Origin of the sequence: Microbacterium sp. NPDC089190 (genome assembly GCF_040701795.1) — a bacterium.
Classification (GTDB): domain Bacteria; phylum Actinomycetota; class Actinomycetes; order Actinomycetales; family Microbacteriaceae; genus Microbacterium; species Microbacterium galbum.
In genome coordinates this window covers 406331-422261 of the sequence record NZ_JBFBHF010000001.1, presented here as the reverse complement: position 1 = coordinate 422261, position 15931 = coordinate 406331, and the positions used below count along the sequence as shown (strand labels likewise).

At 71.1% G+C, this 15931-nt stretch carries 19 protein-coding genes; 10 read left to right on the top strand and 9 right to left on the bottom strand.

Annotated elements, in window-relative coordinates:
* Positions 1 to 3 precede the first annotated feature (3 nt).
* The 3 genes from flgL (at position 4) to AB0230_RS02235 (ending at position 2073) form a co-directional block, all read left to right on the top strand.
* Positions 4 to 891, top strand: a complete 888-nt coding sequence (gene flgL, locus AB0230_RS02245; protein ID WP_363578755.1) for a flagellar hook-associated protein FlgL — start codon at positions 4 to 6, stop codon at positions 889 to 891.
* Positions 888 to 1304 (top strand): flagellar assembly protein FliW, encoded by a 417-nt coding sequence (locus tag AB0230_RS02240; RefSeq protein ID WP_363578756.1) that lies wholly within the window; start codon positions 888 to 890, stop codon positions 1302 to 1304. The genes flgL and AB0230_RS02240 overlap by 4 nt, the downstream gene beginning before the upstream one ends.
* 430 nt (positions 1305 to 1734) lie before the next feature.
* Positions 1735 to 2073 carry an HU family DNA-binding protein gene (locus AB0230_RS02235; protein ID WP_366373739.1) on the top strand — a complete coding sequence of 113 codons (339 nt, stop codon included), beginning with the start codon at positions 1735 to 1737 and terminating at the stop codon, positions 2071 to 2073.
* A 67-nt stretch (positions 2074 to 2140) separates the two neighbouring features.
* Here AB0230_RS02235 and AB0230_RS02230 read toward each other — a convergent pair whose 3' ends face one another.
* Entirely contained in the window at positions 2141 to 3226 is a 1086-nt protein-coding gene (locus AB0230_RS02230) for an AAA family ATPase (protein WP_315993239.1), read from the bottom strand.
* Positions 3227 to 3573: 347 nt separating this feature from the next.
* On the opposite strand from AB0230_RS02230, the gene AB0230_RS02225 reads away from it, so the two are divergent.
* The 4 genes from AB0230_RS02225 (at position 3574) to AB0230_RS02210 (ending at position 6053) form a co-directional block, all read left to right on the top strand.
* Positions 3574 to 4119 (top strand): hypothetical protein, encoded by a 546-nt coding sequence (locus AB0230_RS02225; protein WP_315993238.1) that lies wholly within the window; start codon positions 3574 to 3576, stop codon positions 4117 to 4119.
* 85 nt (positions 4120 to 4204) lie between these two features.
* On the top strand, positions 4205 to 4690 hold the full coding sequence (locus AB0230_RS02220) for a phosphoribosyltransferase (RefSeq protein ID WP_315993237.1): 486 nt from the start codon (positions 4205 to 4207) through the stop codon (positions 4688 to 4690).
* A complete protein-coding gene (locus AB0230_RS02215; RefSeq protein WP_315993236.1) occupies positions 4687 to 5373 on the top strand; it encodes a uracil-DNA glycosylase in 687 nt (228 codons plus the stop codon). The genes AB0230_RS02220 and AB0230_RS02215 overlap by 4 nt, the downstream gene beginning before the upstream one ends.
* A 68-nt stretch (positions 5374 to 5441) precedes the next feature.
* Positions 5442 to 6053, top strand: coding sequence for an N-acetyltransferase family protein (locus AB0230_RS02210; protein ID WP_315993235.1), 612 nt, complete (start codon positions 5442 to 5444; stop codon positions 6051 to 6053).
* Positions 6054 to 6276: 223 nt separating this feature from the next.
* Here the strand turns inward: AB0230_RS02210 and AB0230_RS02205 are convergent, their stop codons facing one another.
* From AB0230_RS02205 to AB0230_RS02170, 8 genes are all read right to left on the bottom strand, one after another.
* The gene (locus AB0230_RS02205) at positions 6277 to 6609 is read right to left on the bottom strand and encodes a protealysin inhibitor emfourin (protein WP_363392866.1); all 333 of its coding nucleotides are present in this window, start codon (positions 6607 to 6609) and stop codon (positions 6277 to 6279) included.
* On the bottom strand, positions 6596 to 7654 hold the full coding sequence (locus AB0230_RS02200; RefSeq protein WP_366373738.1) for a M4 family metallopeptidase: 1059 nt from the start codon (positions 7652 to 7654) through the stop codon (positions 6596 to 6598). The genes AB0230_RS02205 and AB0230_RS02200 overlap by 14 nt, the downstream gene beginning before the upstream one ends.
* A gap of 91 nt (positions 7655 to 7745) precedes the next feature.
* Positions 7746 to 8537 (bottom strand): ATP-binding cassette domain-containing protein, encoded by a 792-nt coding sequence (locus tag AB0230_RS02195; protein ID WP_315993232.1) that lies wholly within the window; start codon positions 8535 to 8537, stop codon positions 7746 to 7748.
* Positions 8534 to 9400: an ABC transporter ATP-binding protein gene (locus AB0230_RS02190; protein WP_363392860.1), complete on the bottom strand. Its 867-nt coding sequence runs from the start codon at positions 9398 to 9400 to the stop codon at positions 8534 to 8536. The genes AB0230_RS02195 and AB0230_RS02190 overlap by 4 nt, the downstream gene beginning before the upstream one ends.
* The gene (locus AB0230_RS02185; RefSeq protein WP_363392857.1) at positions 9397 to 10266 is read right to left on the bottom strand and encodes an ABC transporter permease; all 870 of its coding nucleotides are present in this window, start codon (positions 10264 to 10266) and stop codon (positions 9397 to 9399) included. The genes AB0230_RS02190 and AB0230_RS02185 overlap by 4 nt, the downstream gene beginning before the upstream one ends.
* A complete protein-coding gene (locus tag AB0230_RS02180) occupies positions 10263 to 11213 on the bottom strand; it encodes an ABC transporter permease (protein ID WP_363392854.1) in 951 nt (316 codons plus the stop codon). Before AB0230_RS02180 ends, AB0230_RS02185 begins: the two co-directional genes overlap by 4 nt.
* Positions 11210 to 12721: an ABC transporter substrate-binding protein gene (locus AB0230_RS02175; RefSeq protein ID WP_315993228.1), complete on the bottom strand. Its 1512-nt coding sequence runs from the start codon at positions 12719 to 12721 to the stop codon at positions 11210 to 11212. Before AB0230_RS02175 ends, AB0230_RS02180 begins: the two co-directional genes overlap by 4 nt.
* A gap of 158 nt (positions 12722 to 12879) precedes the next feature.
* Positions 12880 to 13833: an alpha/beta hydrolase gene (locus AB0230_RS02170; RefSeq protein ID WP_363578760.1), complete on the bottom strand. Its 954-nt coding sequence runs from the start codon at positions 13831 to 13833 to the stop codon at positions 12880 to 12882.
* A 177-nt stretch (positions 13834 to 14010) separates the two neighbouring features.
* Here AB0230_RS02170 and AB0230_RS02165 point away from each other — a divergent pair, with 177 nt between their 5' ends.
* The 3 genes from AB0230_RS02165 (at position 14011) to AB0230_RS02155 (ending at position 15803) form a co-directional block, all read left to right on the top strand.
* Positions 14011 to 14562, top strand: a complete 552-nt coding sequence (locus AB0230_RS02165) for a carboxymuconolactone decarboxylase family protein (RefSeq protein ID WP_315993226.1) — start codon at positions 14011 to 14013, stop codon at positions 14560 to 14562.
* Positions 14559 to 15269: a tyrosine-protein phosphatase gene (locus tag AB0230_RS02160; protein ID WP_315993225.1), complete on the top strand. Its 711-nt coding sequence runs from the start codon at positions 14559 to 14561 to the stop codon at positions 15267 to 15269. The genes AB0230_RS02165 and AB0230_RS02160 overlap by 4 nt, the downstream gene beginning before the upstream one ends.
* A 69-nt stretch (positions 15270 to 15338) precedes the next feature.
* On the top strand, positions 15339 to 15803 hold the full coding sequence (locus AB0230_RS02155; RefSeq protein WP_315993224.1) for an SIP domain-containing protein: 465 nt from the start codon (positions 15339 to 15341) through the stop codon (positions 15801 to 15803).
* Positions 15804 to 15931 lie beyond the last annotated feature (128 nt).

Sequence of the window (15931 nt, the reverse complement as noted above, 5' to 3'; positions counted from 1 at the left end):
GCCATGATCGGACGCATCACCAGCAGCACCGTCAATCAGCAGGCGCTGCGCACCCTGCAGGCGGGCCTCGCCGACCGGGCGCGGCTGCAGGATCAGGCGACCTCGCAGCGCGCCATCCGCACCTCCAGCGACGATCCGGCGGCCGCCGCCGCGATTCTGGGGGTGCACGGCGAGCAGGCGCGCACGTCGCAGTACGCTCGCAACATCAGCGACGGTCTCGCCTGGGTGACCACCGCCGACACGGCGCTGGGAGCGAGCATCGACCTGCTCAACCGCGCGCGCGACCTCACCGCCCAGGGCGCCAACTCGGGCGCGTTGAGCGCGTCGGCCCGGGAATCGATCGCCGCCGAACTCGACAGTCTCAGCACCGAGCTGCTGTCGCAGGCGAACACGACGGTGCTCGGACGTACGGTCTTCGCGGGGACGGACGACAGCGGCTCGGCCTTCGACCCGGCGACCTTCGCGTTCTCGGGCACGAGCGGTGCGGGGGTCCAGCGGCGCCTCTCCGACGGCGAGCAGGTGCGTGTCGACCTCGACGGCGCGCAGGTGTTCGGCGAGGGTACCGACAGCGTCTTCGCGGCTCTGCGCGCGATCGCCGCCGATCTGCGCGCGGGCGAGGAGGTCGGACCGCGATTGGCCACGATCGACGCGCACCTGAAGGAGTTGGCGACGGCGCGGGGTGTCGCCGGGGCCCGCCAGGCCCAGATCGAGAGGGCGTCGGCGGCGAACACCAGCGTCGCCGTCGACCTCGAGGCGCGCCGCGCCGAGGTCGAGAACGTCGACACCCTCGAGGTGTACATCGCCCTGCAATCCGCCGAGCTCGTGTATCAATCCGCCCTGCAGGTGACCGCGAAGACCCTGCAGACCAACCTCCTGGAGTTCCTGCGATGACCACCTCCCCGACGACCGCCCCCGGGACCACCGCCGAGCTCGGCGATCTCGACGTGGAGTTCGCGGCATCCCTTCCGGGGCTCGGCCCGCTCACCTCTTTCCGTCTCGCGCGCATCGAGGGCGCCCGGGGGCTGTACTCGCTGCGCTCGAGGGGCGACGAGGTGCGGCTGTTCCTCGTCGACCCCGCGACCGTGGTCGCGGACTATCGCCCGCGCATCACCGCCGGGATGCGCGGAGAAGTCGGCGCCGACGAGGAAACCGTCCGCCTGTTCGTCGTGGCCAATCCCTCGGAGGAGGGGGTGTTCGTGAACCTGCGTGCGCCCGTCCTCATCAACGCGCGGACGGGATCGGCGGCGCAGCTGATCTTCGAGGACACGTCGTACCCTCTGCGCGCGCAGCTGGGGACGGCCTGACCGCCGGCGTACCCCGAGCCGCACGGGCGACCGCGGAGATCCGCGGCGAAACATCTCGCGCGGAAGGTGCTGCGAGGCGCTAAGATCGTCACGAAAACGAGCAGAAACCGACGAGCACCGCAACCCGAACGCGGTGTGCGCCCTCCCGAAGGGGCGCGGGTCGGAGTCAGCCCGCGGTGCGTGACCTCGGTTCCGAGGGGGCGTCGGCGGCGAGACCGGCAGTGCGCACGCGCCGCCGGAGCGTCCGTCGCGTCCGCGGAGACGGGCCACCTCGGCGGGCGACGACGCGTACCGCCGGCGTCTTCACCCGAAGGATCCGCTCACGCGTCGCAGCACGGTCCACCTGTCGTCCCCGTTCGGCAACCCCGATGCCGGTCGGAGGGTCGACACATACGCTCGTTCACGAGCAAGAGCATTGGATGGTGAAGATATGCCTGTCACGAGGTCCGAAGAGCCCAAGGTGAGCAAGCGCGAGTTCGTCCAGCGGGTGTCCAAGCGCGCGGGTCTGTCCCTGCGGACGACCCAGCTCGCGTACGACGCGATCTTCGAGGAGATCCTCGAGCTGGTCAACGCGGGCAACCGCGTCACGCTGACCGGGTTCGGCAAGTTCTACGCACAGCCGCACAAGGGGCACGACGTCGTCCTGAACATCCGCGATGACCCCCACACCCGCGGGCACGTCGACGATTACGCGGTGCTGAAGTTCTCGGCGACGCGCGACGTCAACAAGAGGGTGACGGTTCCGCCCCGCTCCCGCGACGACTCCTAGCCCGTGCGGCGCGCATCCTCGACCCCACGCCGACGCGTGGGGGATCGCGCGAAGCGCGGTGTCGTGTTCAGCGATCGAACGAGTAGCTGACCTGGCCCACGAGGGTCAGAGTGATCCGCGCCGGAAGCTCGTCGGGCATCTCCTCGTCCTCGTCCATCGCGTCGATCGTGTGGACGGGGATCGAGATGCTGCCGTCGTCCTCGAAGACGACGTCGCGCGGGGCGAACGAGAAGAACAGCGTGCGCTGGGTGCTGCGCAGCTCGATGGTGCGCTGCACATCGCTGCGCTCGTGCAGGTTGAGCACCGACTCGTCCGCCAGGATCGTGCCGTCGGGGTACTTCGCCTCGACGCGATAGGTACTCGGTTCGATCGCCTTGATGTTGAGGTCTTCGACGATCTCGGAGAACTTCGCCTCGGGGTGATTCATCTCGAAGGCGATCGCCCGCAGGTGGTCGTACGTCAGGTTCACCCGACGCGAGAACAGTGCGGCGTTCTCGACCTCCGAGGGCGCGGCGTGCGGGGCCTGGTCGGCGAGGTACTCCCGCACCTCGTCCGGGCCGGGGTAGTCGAAACGCATGTGGTAGTGGAAGCGACCGGGCCGGTTGACGATGTAGTGGCTGACGTCCTGCACGTCGTTGACCGTCACGCAATAGATGCGTCGCACCGACGACATCCCGTCGAAGAGCGTCAGGAACTGATTCTGGCGGTTCGGCTCCGCGAGGTGACCGCGACCGGATGCGAAGACCTTCTCGAACTCGTCGAAGATGACGAGGCATTCGTCGAGGGTGTCGAGGAAGTCGACGATGCCGTCGGCATCCTCGGTGACGAGCACCACCGGCAGCTCCTGGGCGATCGCCCGTTCCGCCACCATGCGGAGGAACATCGACTTCCCCTGACCCTTGTTCCCCGACAGCATCACGCCCAGGTTGCGGTCGAGTCGGGCGTAGGTGCGGAAGATCTTGTCGACCTTGGCTTCGCGCTGTCCGTACACCTTCTCCGCGCCGACGGCGAGATCCGCCGTGCGCACGAGGCTGAAGCCCTCTTTGCTGCTGAAGCGCACGCGATAGGTGCCGAGGGGAAGGCGATCGTGAGCCTTGACGGCGGAATCGTAGACGCGGACCTGACCGCCGGTCTCGATGTAGGTGCTGCTCACGTGGTCGTGCTCCTCTAGGGGGGAAGGGGCGTTCCGAAAGGGCTGTCAATACCCTAAGAATGAGATGAGTACTTTCTAATGTAAGCCCCGGAAGGCGTGCCGCAACACCATTTGCGGTGAAGGAACGGGAGACGGGAGCGTTGCGGGGTCGGCTGAGCGCGGGGGGCGCGAAACGACTCGAAAAGGAGAGGAAACGCGGTGGGGGTGTGAGAGGGCCGAATGCGACGACCGGCGCCGCTCACGGCCCTGCGGTACTCCTGCGTGCAGTGCCCGTGAAAGACGAAGAACGATGGATCGAATGACGAGGGGCGGCGACCGGATGACGCGCGACGACCCCTGGGGGGCACATGCACGATGACGCCGACGTCGGAGCGATGGCGCTCCATCTCACCGTCCGGATCGACGAGCGACGGACCGAGCCGGAAGTCTGGCGTGCGGTCATCCGCTCCGGCGAAGAGGCGGATGCGGGCGCCCGTGTCCTGACGGCCGCGACGCTCCACCGCGTCCACTACGCCGATCCGTCCTGGGCCGAACAACTGCGCGAGGCCGTGCCGGACCTGTCGTCGATCGGATCCGCGTTCGCCGATCGCGAGCTGATCTCGATGATCGACGAGTCCTCGCTGTTCACCGACAGCCTGTGCGTGATCTCCTCCGTCGACATCGACGCCGCGGTCGGCTCGCTCGTGAGCCACGCGCTCGTCCGCGGCGTCGCCCGCGTCTTCGACGGAGACACGATAGCGATCCTCCTGACGGCGGCGTTTCCCGCCGCGATGGGTGGACCGGTGGTCGATCCGGCCGATGTCGCCGCCCGCCGTGCTCATTGGGCGAGCATCGGCTTCGTCGACATCCCCGGAACCGCGGCGATGCTGCTGCCCGTGGGCTCCCGACCGTGAGCAGCGCCCCCGCACCTCCGTCTCCGGACGGGTGCGGGAGGCCGTGCGCCCTAGGGTGAGGGGAGACGATGAGAGGGGCCCGCGGGTGGCTGATGAACGCGAACGGTTGAGCTGGGACGATTTCGGGATCGCGACGAGGGACATCTCCCGCGCGATCGTCGCCGACGGATTCCACCCCGAGGTGGTCGTCGCAATCGCGCGCGGAGGTCTGCTGCCCGGCGGGGCGATCGCCTACGGCCTGGGCGTGAAGAACTGCGGTGCCCTGAACGTCGAGTTCTACACCGGTGTCGGCACGGTGCTGGATGCCCCCGAGGTGCTGCCTCCGGCGCTCGATCTGTCGTACCTCTCGGGGCGCCGTGTGCTGCTCGTCGACGACGTCGCCGACAGCGGCCGCACCCTCGATCTGGCCATCAAGCTGCTCGATCGTCACGGGGCCGAGGCGCGCTCAGCCGTCATCTACACCAAGCCGACGACCGTGGTGCAGCCCGATTACGCCTGGAAAGACACCTCGCTCTGGATCGACTTCCCGTGGTCGCACCAGGGATCGGTGCACGAAGAAGACGCCGCGTGACGGCGAAGTCGCTCGCCGAGCTCGCCGACGCGGGACTCATCGACGCCTCGTGGGTCGAGCCCCTCGCCCCCGTCGCCGACGACATCGCGGCGCTGGGGGAGCGACTGCGCGCCGAGAAGGCGCCCTATCTCCCGGCCGGTGAGCTCGTCCTTCGGGCCTTCCGCACCCCTCTCGATGCCGTGCGGGTGCTCATCGTGGGGCAGGACCCCTACCCGACGCCCGGCCATCCGATCGGGCTGTCGTTCGCGGTCGACCCGCACGTGCGGCCGCTCCCGCGGAGTCTGGCGAACATCTACCGAGAGCTGCACGACGACCTCGGCATCGCCCCCGCGCCGCACGGCGACCTCTCCGCCTGGTCGGCGCAGGGCGTGATGCTGTTGAACAGGGTGCTCACCGTGGCGCCCGGGCAGCCGGCATCCCACCGCGGGTGGGGGTGGGAGCGCGTGACCGAGCACGCCATCCGGGTGCTCGTCGCGCGCGAGCAGCCGCTGGTCGCCGTGCTCTGGGGGAAGGATGCCATGAACCTGGCGCCGCTCCTCGGCGCGACGGCGACGGTGTCGTCACCGCACCCGTCACCGCTGTCGGCGAGCCGCGGATTCTTCGGATCGCGCCCGTTCTCACAGGTGAACGCTCTGCTCGAGCAGCAGGGCGCGGATGCCGTGGACTGGCGGCTTCCGGCCTGACGCCCCCGCGCCCCGCGGGACGGATGGCGGACACACGCCCGAAACCGCCGCGCCCGTAGAGTGGCGGGGTGCTGGAAGAGGAGTACGAGAAGAGCCGTCGGCGTCTGCCCGCGCACCTGCGCCGCGCGCCCGAGCCGGAGAGGCCGTTCTCGTTCGAGATCCGCCCGGCCACCGAGGCCGATATCCCCGACATCCGCGAGATCTACAACTACTACGTGCGCAATTCCGTCGTGACCTTCGACGAGAAGGCCTGGACGATCGCCAAGTGGCGCGACAAGTTCGCCACCCTGCACAAGCTCGGCCTGCCCTTCCTCGTGGCGCAGTCGCCCAGCGGCCAGATCCTCGGCTACGCGCTCGTGCAACCGTGGCAGTCCAAGTCGGCCTACCGCTACACGGTCGAGAACTCGATTTACCTCGGGCAGGCCGCGGCGGGCAAAGGGCTGGGGCGAGCGCTGCTCGAGGCACTGATCGCCGCGTGCCAGGACCTCGGCATCCGCGAGATGGTCGCGGCCATCAGCGACAAGGGCGCCGACGCGTCGATCGCCCTGCACGAGAAGCTCGGCTTCACCGAGGTCGGGCGGATGGGGCGCGTGGGCTTCAAGTTCGGACGCTGGCTCGGCGTCGTCTACCTGCAGAAGAGCATCCCGTCGAAGAAGAAGCGGCGGAAGCTGTTCGGCTGAGCGGTCGGGATACCCCGATCGCCGCGCGCCGTGCCCTCGGGAGGGCGGACTCAGCGCAGCGACGATCGCGTCGCGCCCGCACGCGTCGGTTCGCGGTGTCCGCCCTCGCGTCGCGCGAGTGCGCCCGTGTTCGCGGTGTCCGCCCGCGCCGAGCGCTCGCGCGTCTGTGTCCGGTGTCCGCCCTCGTGTCGCGCGATTGCGCTCGGGCCCACGCCGCCGAGGTTCAGGAATCTCGCGATGGAGGCGCCGCGGCCTGGCGCACCTCATCGACGAGCGCGCGCCACGGTCCCTCGATCTGCCCGTCGCCGAGGCGCGCGCGATGCACGGCGGTGTCGCCCCGGTGGACGTCGATGCGCCACTGATACCGGTCGGCGCCCGTCGACGGGGCCTCCGCGGCGTCCCACGGACAACGCTCCACGAGGTCCCGCCAGTGCGGGACACGTTCCGGTGCGGGTTCGGCGCGCCACTGCTTCGACAGTCCGGCGATGCCGCCCGACCGCACCACCACGACGACGAGACGCTCGTGCTCGGCGGTGTCGGCGTCAGGCTGCGGCATCCTTCACGACGCCGACCCCGGCCCATGCGGCTCGGACGGCGGCGACCTCCTCGGACTCCTCACCGTACTCCGTGGCGGCGGTGCGCAGTGTCGCCGAGGCGAAGGCGAGGAAATCGGCCGTGGACGACAGCGCGCCGCCGGTGAGCGTGCGATACCAGATGAGCCCGGCGCGCTCCCAGGCGAAACCGCCGAGAGCCGTTGCGGCGAGGTAGAACGCGTGGTTGGGGATGCCGGAGTTGATGTGCACGCCCCCGTTGTCGTCCTCGGTCTCGACGTAATCCCGCATGTGGCCCGGCTGCGGGTCTTTCCCGAGCACGTCGTCGTCGTATGCGGTGCCCGGGGCCTTCATCGATCGCAGGGCTTCGCCCTGCACCGCGGCGGCGAAGATACCCGCGCCGATGAGCCAGGACGCTTCGTCGGCGCGTTGGCCCCGATGATGCTGTTCGGCGAGGGCGCCGAACACATCGGACAGCGACTCGTTCAGGGCCCCCGATTGCCCCTGGTACTCGAGTCCTCCGGCGGCCTCCGTCACCCCGTGACCCAGCTCGTGGGCGATGACGCTGAGCGAGCGCGTGAAGCCGACGAACACGTCGCCGTCGCCGTCGCCGAAGACCATGCGCTCGCCGTTCCAGAACGCGTTGTCGTAGTCGTCGCCGTAGTGCACCGTGGCCAGCAGGGATCCGCCCGCCGCGTCGATGCCGTCGCGCGCGAACGCGTCCCAGAAGAAGTCGTAGGTCTCGCCGAGGCCGTCGTACGCCTCGTCGACGGCGCTGTCACCGGTGGGCGCGTCGTCTTCGCTGCGCACGCGACGCCCCGGCAGGTTCTCGGTGTTGGCGGCGTCGGAGATGACGCGATCGGGGGCGGGGCCGGTCTCGGCCACGAGCGCGTCGCCCTCGATGGACAGGCGCAGGCGCGTACGCGTGGGGCGGGGCGGACGCGGCAGGGCGAGGGTCTTGCGCGCGGCGGCCGCCGCCCGCGCGAGGCGGGGGTCGTCGGTCTGCGCGAGGCGGTCGAGCAGGAACGGGGGGACGATACCGGGGGTCATGGGGCGAGGCTAACGCCGACCCCCGACATCGCGGCATCCCTTGCCCATGACCTGTGAGCGGATTCCCACTCACGCGGACGGGGGAGGAGCCTCAGGCGGGCAGCGTCGGGATCGACGCGAGCAGCTGGCGGGTGTAGGCCGCCTGCGGCTGCAGCAGCACCTTCTCGGTGGGACCCTGCTCGACGATGTGCCCGTCCTTCATGACCACGACCTGGTCGCAGACGCTCTGCACCACGCCGATGTCGTGCGAGACGAGCACGAGCGTCAGCTGCTCCTCGGCGCGCAGCCGCGCGATGAGACGCAGGATCTGCGCGCGCACGGTGACGTCGAGGGCGGACAGCGGCTCGTCGCCCACGAGGATGCGCGGACGATGCACGATCGCCCGCGCGAGGGCGATGCGCTGCCGCTGGCCTCCCGAGAACTCGTGCGGGAAGCGCGCCGACATGTCGGCGTCGAGGCCCACCTGCTCGAGCACGTCGCGAACGCGCTGCGAACGGTCGCCGTCGATGCCGAGCGCCCACAGCGGCTCGCCCACGATGCGCCCGACGTTCATGCGGGGGTCGAGGGAGGCGTACGGGTCTTGGAAGACGATGCCCGTCGCACGCCGCAGCCAGTGCAGCGAGCGCGCGGAGCCGCGTCCGTCGACGACACGCCCCTCCACCTCGACGCTCCCGGCGCTCGGCACGTCGAGACCCAGCAGCAGACGCACGAGGGTCGACTTGCCCGAGCCCGACTCGCCGATGATCCCCACCGCGGAGCCCGCCGTGACCGACAGATCGACGTCGGCGAGTCCCGCGGTGCGCTCGGCGCGACCGAAGCCGCGGGTGCGCGGCGCGAGGTAGTCGCGCGAGAGCCCGCGCGCCCGGATCACCGTGTCGCTCACCGTTCCCCCTCGCCGTCGCTGCGGTCCGCCGCCGCCGGGATCTCGGCATCCGGTTCGTTCGACGCCGGAGCGCGTGAGACGGAGCGCTCCGGATGCCAGAGGGTCGCCGTCGCATCGCGCAGCAGCGCCTGCGTGATCGGCGACGACGGTGCGCGGAGCAGGTCGGTCACCGCGCCTTCCTCGGCCACCCGCCCGCGCTCGAGCACGACGGCGTGGGTGGCGACCTGGGCCAGTACCGCCAGATCGTGCGTGATGAACACGAGCGACATGCCGGCATCCTGGACCAGGGTTCGAAGCAGCGACAGGATCCCGGCCTGGATGGTGACGTCGAGCGCGGTCGTCGGCTCGTCGGCGATCAGCAGGCGCGGGCGGCACGCGAGGGCCATGGCGATCGCGACGCGCTGGCGCTGTCCGCCCGACAGCTGGTGCGGGTAGCGCGAGACGAGCCGCTCCGGGTCGGGGAGGGCGACCCGCTCGGCTTCGACGACCGCACGGCGCAGGGCCTCGCGGCGGGAGACGCCCTCGTGGATGCGGACGGACTCGCCGATCTGGCGGCCGACGGTGCGGATCGGGTTGAGTGCCGTGCGCGGCTCCTGGAACACGATGCCGATGTCGTCGCCGCGCAGGGCCGCGAGCCGGGCGTCGGGCAGGTTCAGGATCTCGCGGTCGTCCCAGCGCACGCTGCCCGTCGCGCGCGCCCCCTCGGGCAGTAGGCCCAGGATCGCGAGGGCGGTGAGCGACTTGCCCGAACCGGATTCGCCGATGAGACCCACGCGGGCGCCGTCGGGGACGTCGAACGACACACCGTCCACGACGGCATGCCCGCCGATCTCGACGCGCAGGTCTTTCACCGCGAGGCTCACGCGACCACCCCCGGAACGGGTGTCCGCGCCGACGGGGTCCGCTCGGCGAGGGTGGGGTCGGCGGCCTCGCGCAGAGCGTCGCCGAGCAGGTTGAGTCCGAGCACGGTGAGGGTGATCGCCACTCCCGGCCACACGACCGTGAGGGGGTGCACGGCGATGTACGCCTGCAGGTCGCTCAGCAGCACGCCCCACGACGGCTGCGTCACGGGGGCGCCGAAGCCGAGGTACGACAGGCCCGCCTCCGCGAGCACGGCCACCGCCATCGCCCACGACAACTGCACGATGAACACCGGGGCCACGTTCGGCAGCAGGTGACGGGTGAGGTTCTGCCACGTCGACAGCCCGCTCGCCCGCCCGGCGAGCACGAAGTCGCTGTGCAGCACTCTCCGCAGCTCGGGGCGCGTGACGCGGGCGACGTTGACGCCGAACCCGATGCCCACCGACCAGATGACCACCGCGAGGGACCCGCCCCAGACCGCGGAGATCATCATCGCGATGATCAGCACGGGGAAGGCCACGAGGATGTCGACCAGAACCGCGACGCTCTCGCGGATCCACCGGGCGGTGAGCGCACCGAGCGCCGCCAGGGCGATGCCGAGCAGGGACGCCACGATCCCCGCGCCGGCCGCGACGACGACCGTCGTGCGGGCTCCGGCCATGAGGAGGCTGGCGATGTCGCGTCCGCTGTTGTCGGTGCCGAGCACGTGCGGCCACGAAGGGTCGGCCCACCGGTTGCGCGCATCGACCGCCCCCGGGTCGAACGGGGTCCACACGAGCGAGATCAGGGCGACCACGACGACCAGGCCCGCCACGAGGATGCCGAACCGGCCGGTGCCCAGCGCGAGGAGGCGTTTCAGGGTGCTCATGCGGCCTCCCGTTGGCGGGGGTCGATCAGGCGGTGCACGAGGTCGACGACGGCGCCCACGATCAGGACGACCGCCGTCAGGGCGAGCAGCTCGCCCTGCACCTTGGGCAGATCGCGCCCGGCGACGTCGGAGACGAGCATGCGGCCCACCCCGGGCAGCGTGAACAGCTGCTCGATGACGACGGCTCCCACGATGATGCCCGCGATCTGCAGACCGAGCACCGTGATGACCGAGAGGCCGACGTTGGGCAGACCGTGGCTCAGCAGCGCGCGCGTGCGGGTGAGCCCCTTGGCCGCGGCCGTGCGGACGTAGTCCTCGCCCAGCGCCTGCAGGGTCGCGCTCCGCACGAAGCGCAGCAGCATCGCCCCCTCGACGACGCCGATGGTCAGGGCGGGCAGGATCAGGGCGCGCACCGCCGCCCCCGGATCGTTCCACCCGGCGCGCGGGAAGCCCTGCGGCGGCAGCCATCCGAGCCACACCGCGAAGACGACGACCAGCATCATCCCGGCCCACACCACCGGGACCGCGGCGAGGGCCTGAGCACCGACGCTCAGCGCGGTCCCCCCGGCCCGGCGACGGCCGAGCGCCGAGACGACACCGAACGGGATGCCGACGACGAGCGCCACCGTGAGCGACATCGCGGCGAGGGGGACGGTGACCTGCGCCTTGTCGAGCAGCTCGGTGGCCACCGGCGTCCCCGTGAGCAGCGAGGTGCCCAGATCGCCGCGGAACAGGCCGCCGATCCACGCCGTGTACTGCTGCCACAGCGGCACGTTCAGACCCAGGCTCTCGCGCAGCGCCGCGATCTGGTCCGGGCTCGCCTGGGTGCCCCCGACCAGCTGCGCGACGTCGCCGGGGAGCACGCGGAGCGAGAGGAAGATCAGCACGCTGGCCACGGCCAGGCCCAGCACGAGCAGGCCCAGCCGTGTCAGCGTGTAGCGGATCACTCCGCCGCGACCGTCACGCCCGCCAACGGCAGACGCACATTGAGCGAGTTCTTCGGGAAGCCGGCGACGTCGTTCGCGACCGCGGTGCGCGGGGTCGACAGGAACAGCCAGTCGGCGGCATCCTCGTCATCCACGATGCGGGCGGCCTCGGCGAGCAGGTCGGAGGACTGCTGCTCGTCGGTGGTCGCGAGCGCCTGGGCGTAGAGGCTCTGCACCTCGGGGTTGTCGTAGCCGAAGTAGTACGAGGGGTTGGCCCAGTTGCCGAAGTCGCGCGCCTCGACGTGACGCACGAAGCTCAGGTCGTAGTCGTGGTTCTGGTAGACGTCGGTCAGCCAGGTCGAGAAGTCCACCTGGTCGACCTTCAGCGTCACGCCCACGTCGGCGAACGACGACACCAGGAAGGTCGCGAGGGTGCCGGGGTAGACGTTGGGGATGGTCAGCGTCAGGTTCAGGTTCTCGGCACCGGCCTCGGCGAGCAGCTCGCGCGCGCGGTCGGGGTTGTACGAGATGCTGCCGGTGAGGTCTTCGTACCCCGGGTCGAGCGGGGGGATCGGTCCGTTCAGAGGCTGCGCCGTCTCGAGCGTCTCGGCGAGGGCGTCGTGGTCGATCGCGAGGCGGAGGGCCTCGCGGACGCGCTGATCGGTGAGCGGGGCCTTGGCGTTGTTGAAGGCGAGGGTGCCCTTGTCGGTGGTCAGGCCCGACTCGATCGAGAAGTTCCCGGTGCCCTCGATCTGGCTCTGCAGCTCCGGGTCGATCTCGAGCGCGACGTCGACGTCGCCGCTGACGGCGGCGTTCGTGGCGGCGCTCTGATCGGGGATGTAGTCGAGCACGACCTCGGCGACGCCGGCCTTCTCCCCCCAGTAGTCGTCGAAACGGGTGAGGGTCAGGCTCTGCCCGGTGCTCCAGCTCTCGACGCGGAACGGCCCGGTGCCGTTGGCCGCGGTCTGGAAGTTCGTGGTGTCGCCGTTCTTGAAGATCAACCCGGCACGGCCGGTGAGCGCGAAGAGGAAGTCGATGTTCGGCTGCGCCAGCGTGACGACGACGGTCGTCGCGTCCGGCGAGGCGATGGAGGCGACTCCGGCGAGGTCGGCGCTGTTCTGGACGGTCGCGTCGTCCTTGGCCGTCTGCAGCGAGGTCACGACGTCGTCGGCGGTCAGCGCGCTCCCGTCGTGGAAGGTCACGCCCTCGCGGAGGGTGAAGGTGTAGGTGAGGCCGTCGGGGGAGACCTCCCAGGCCGTGGCGAGGGCGGGGACGATCGCGTTGTCCTGGTCGCCGTCACGGGTCACGAGACCCTGGTAGACGTTGTCGATCAGCGCCTGCTCCAGCGACGCGCCGCTGGTGCGACGGATGTCGAGGTTCGACGGCTCCAGCGACAGGCGCACGGTGAGGGTCGCGTTGGGGTCGGGGTCGCCGACCGGTCCGGGCGAGGTGGTGGTGCCGGTGCACGAGGTGAGCAGAAGCGCTCCGATCAGGAGCGCGCTCGAGGCGAGGGCGGTGCGGCGCAGCATTGCGGGGTGTCCTTTCGCAGGCCGAGGGCATCCGAGTGCTGTGGATGCCGTGCAGGGGTGGAAACAGCCTACTTTCACCGGCATTCCCTCATCGCCCCGTGTGACGATGAGCGACGGTGTATGACGGTGCGCGCACGCGAGGTTCTCCGCCGACCGCCTCACGCGGAGGCGTCGGCGACGACCTCGCGGATGAGCGCGGCGAGGGCGGCGGGATCCTCCTCCTGCGCGTTGTGGCCGGTGGCGAGCACGCGGACGCCCGCACCGGGCACGCGACGCCGGAGCTCCTCGGCATCCGTCTCGGTGACGAAACCGCGCTCGCCGCGGACGAGGGTCACCGGCGCGCCGACCTCGGCCAGGTCGTCCCACCCGGTGCTCGCGAGCACCGCGCGCACGGCATCCGGGGTCGTGGGCTCGGTGCCCGCGTCCGCGGCGGGGTCGGTCCGGGCGGCCGCATTCGCGGCGGCCGCGGCGAGGTGGGCGAAGTGGTGCTTCCACTCCACGCGTCCGTCCTCGCGCACACGGGAGTTGAGGAAGACCCCGCGCGCGGCGGCCTCGGGTGAGCCGCCGAGTCCGAACGACAGGGCGCGCTGCACCAGCTCCTCGCGCGACGACCAGTCGGTCGGGCCGGCGAAGAACGCGCGGATCTGCGCGGGTCCCGCGTTCGGATCGACGCCGGGGGTGATGTCGACGACGACGAGTCGTGAGACCAGGTCGGGACGGGATGCCGCGACGGCCGCCGCCGTGAGACCGCCGAGCGAGTGGCCCACCAGCACCTGCGGCCGATCGGTCCAGGTCTCGAGCGCGCGCACCACGTCGGGGGCGAGGACGCGCGCGACGTAGGCGGCGTCGTCGCGCCAGGAGGAATCGCCGTGCCCCGGCAGATCGAGCGCGAGGGCGGGCACCCCGAGGTGCAGCAGGGTCGTGTCCCACGTGTGCGCGTTCAGTCCGGCGCCGTGCAGCAGCGTCACCGCCGGGGGAGCGGCGCCCCACCGCAGCGCGCTCAATCGACGCCCGTCGGCGAGGGCGAGGTCGACGCGGGAGACGGCGGGGACGGCGGCGCCGAGACCGGCGGCTTGGGCGGGGAGGAACGAGAACTCGTCGAGCTCGGGCATGGGGTTCAGCCTGTCACCCGTCGCCCGGATGCCGCCACCGGGGTGCCGCGCGGCGTCACGCGGTGCGCGGCATCCTGCGCGCGGTGGCCCGTCCCCGGTTCCCGCGGCTCGGGCGGATGCCGAGGTGTCGCCGACCGTTCCCGCGCCGGTCGACCACGGTCGTCCTAGGCTGTCGCCATGGGCGAGGAACGGCGTGTGCACCTGTCGAAGTCGGCTCCGGAGGCGTACGCGGCGCTGCGCGCGTTCTCGACGACGGTGGGCCGGCTCGCCGCCGACGCGGGCATCGATGCGCGGCTGCGCGAGATCGTCCAGATCCACGCCTCCCAGCTGAACGGCTGCGCGTATTGCGTGCGCGTCCACGTCGACGGCGCCGTGAAGGCGGGGCTCGACGCCGACGTCATCGCCCAGATCGCGACGTGGCGCGAGTCGGGCGTGTTCGACGACCGCGAGCGGGCGGCGCTGGAGCTGACGGAGTCCTTCACGTTCATCCACGAGGACGGCATCCCCGACGAGGTGTACGACCAGGCGGGCGGCATCCTGAGCGAGGCCGAGTACGTCGCCCTCAGCTGGGTGCTCGTGGCCATCAACGCCTTCAACCGCGTCGCGATCGCGGGCCGTTATCCGGTGCCGCCCCGCACACCCGCGGGCGCTGTCGTCGCGGACGATGCCGCTCCTCCCGCGACGACCGCGCCGCGCGCTCCGCACGTGCACGTGGACGGCACCGCGTGAGCTCGCTGGTCTCGGGGGCGGTCAACTTCCGCGACGTCGGCGGGCTCCCGGCGGGCGCGGGCCGCACCAGGGAGGGCGTCCTGTTCCGCTCGGGCAACCTGGTCGCGGTCGACGACGACGGCATCGACACCCTGCGCGCGATCGGCCTGCGTCGCGTCGTCGATCTCCGCGACGAGAGCGAGCTCGCCGTCGACCCCAGCCGGCTCGACGATCTGCCCGTCGAGGTGCAGCACGAGCCCCTCTTCCTGGGATCCGTCGCTTCGTTCTTCGCGCGCGACCTCAGTCTCGAGCAGCTCTACACCGAGATCGCCGACGCCTCCGCCGACCGCGTCGTCGCGGCCATCCGCGGCATCCTGGTCGATCAGCCCGTGCTCGTGCACTGCACGATCGGCAAAGACCGCACGGGCGTGACGGTCGGGATCGCGCTCGCCGCGGCGGGCGTCGACGCCGAGGCCGTCGTGGCGGACTACGCGCGCACCGAAGGCCTGCTGCCCGCCGGTCGCAACGCGCGGGTGCTCTCAGCGATCCGAGCGCTGCACCCCGAGAACGTGCACGCCGAGGATCTCGCGACCCGCTCACCGGCGCGGGCCATGCGCGCGCTGCTGGCGCATCTCGACGGCACCTACGGCTCCGCCGCCGGGTATCTGCGTGCGCACGGCATGACGGATGCCGAGATCGACCGTCTGCGCGAGGTGCTCGTGGAGTGATCCACGTGTGGATCACCAGCCGGAACACAGGTTAGGCAACCCTTCGTCGGGGGTATACTCGACCTCATCATGCCCACCTCTTCCGAGCACAACGACGCCGCCTGCCGTGCGTCGCGGCACACCCGCGTGCAGCACCTCGTGACCGCCGACGAGACCTCTCTCGCGGAGCTCGAGGCGCTCCTGGCGACGCTGCCCATCTGCTCGACCGGGCGCGTGTTCATCGAGGTCCCCGACGAGTCGTGGATCGGTCGCGTCGCCGCACCCGCGCGCATGACGATCGCGTGGCTCGACCGTTCGCGCCGCGGCGGAGCGCCCGGTACGGGTCGTGGCTGCGCTCCGGGGCAGGCCCTCGCTCGTGCGGTCTCGGGCTGGGCGGGCGAGATGCTCTGCTGCGACGACGACGCGACCCGCGTCATCCTGCTCGGCGGATACCTCGGCACCGCCGAGATCGTCGACGATCTGATCTCGCGCCACGGCGTCGATCCGCTCGCCATCCACACGCCCGAGCGTTTCGGCCTCGCCACCGCGCGCTGACGCTGCCGCCGCGCGATCCCGTCGCCCTCGGTCGAGTGTCCACGACACGCCGGATCCTCGGGGTGAGGGCGGCGTGTCCTGGACACTCGATCCGCGGTAGCGGACGCGGTGAGCGGGGCGGGCGGTGA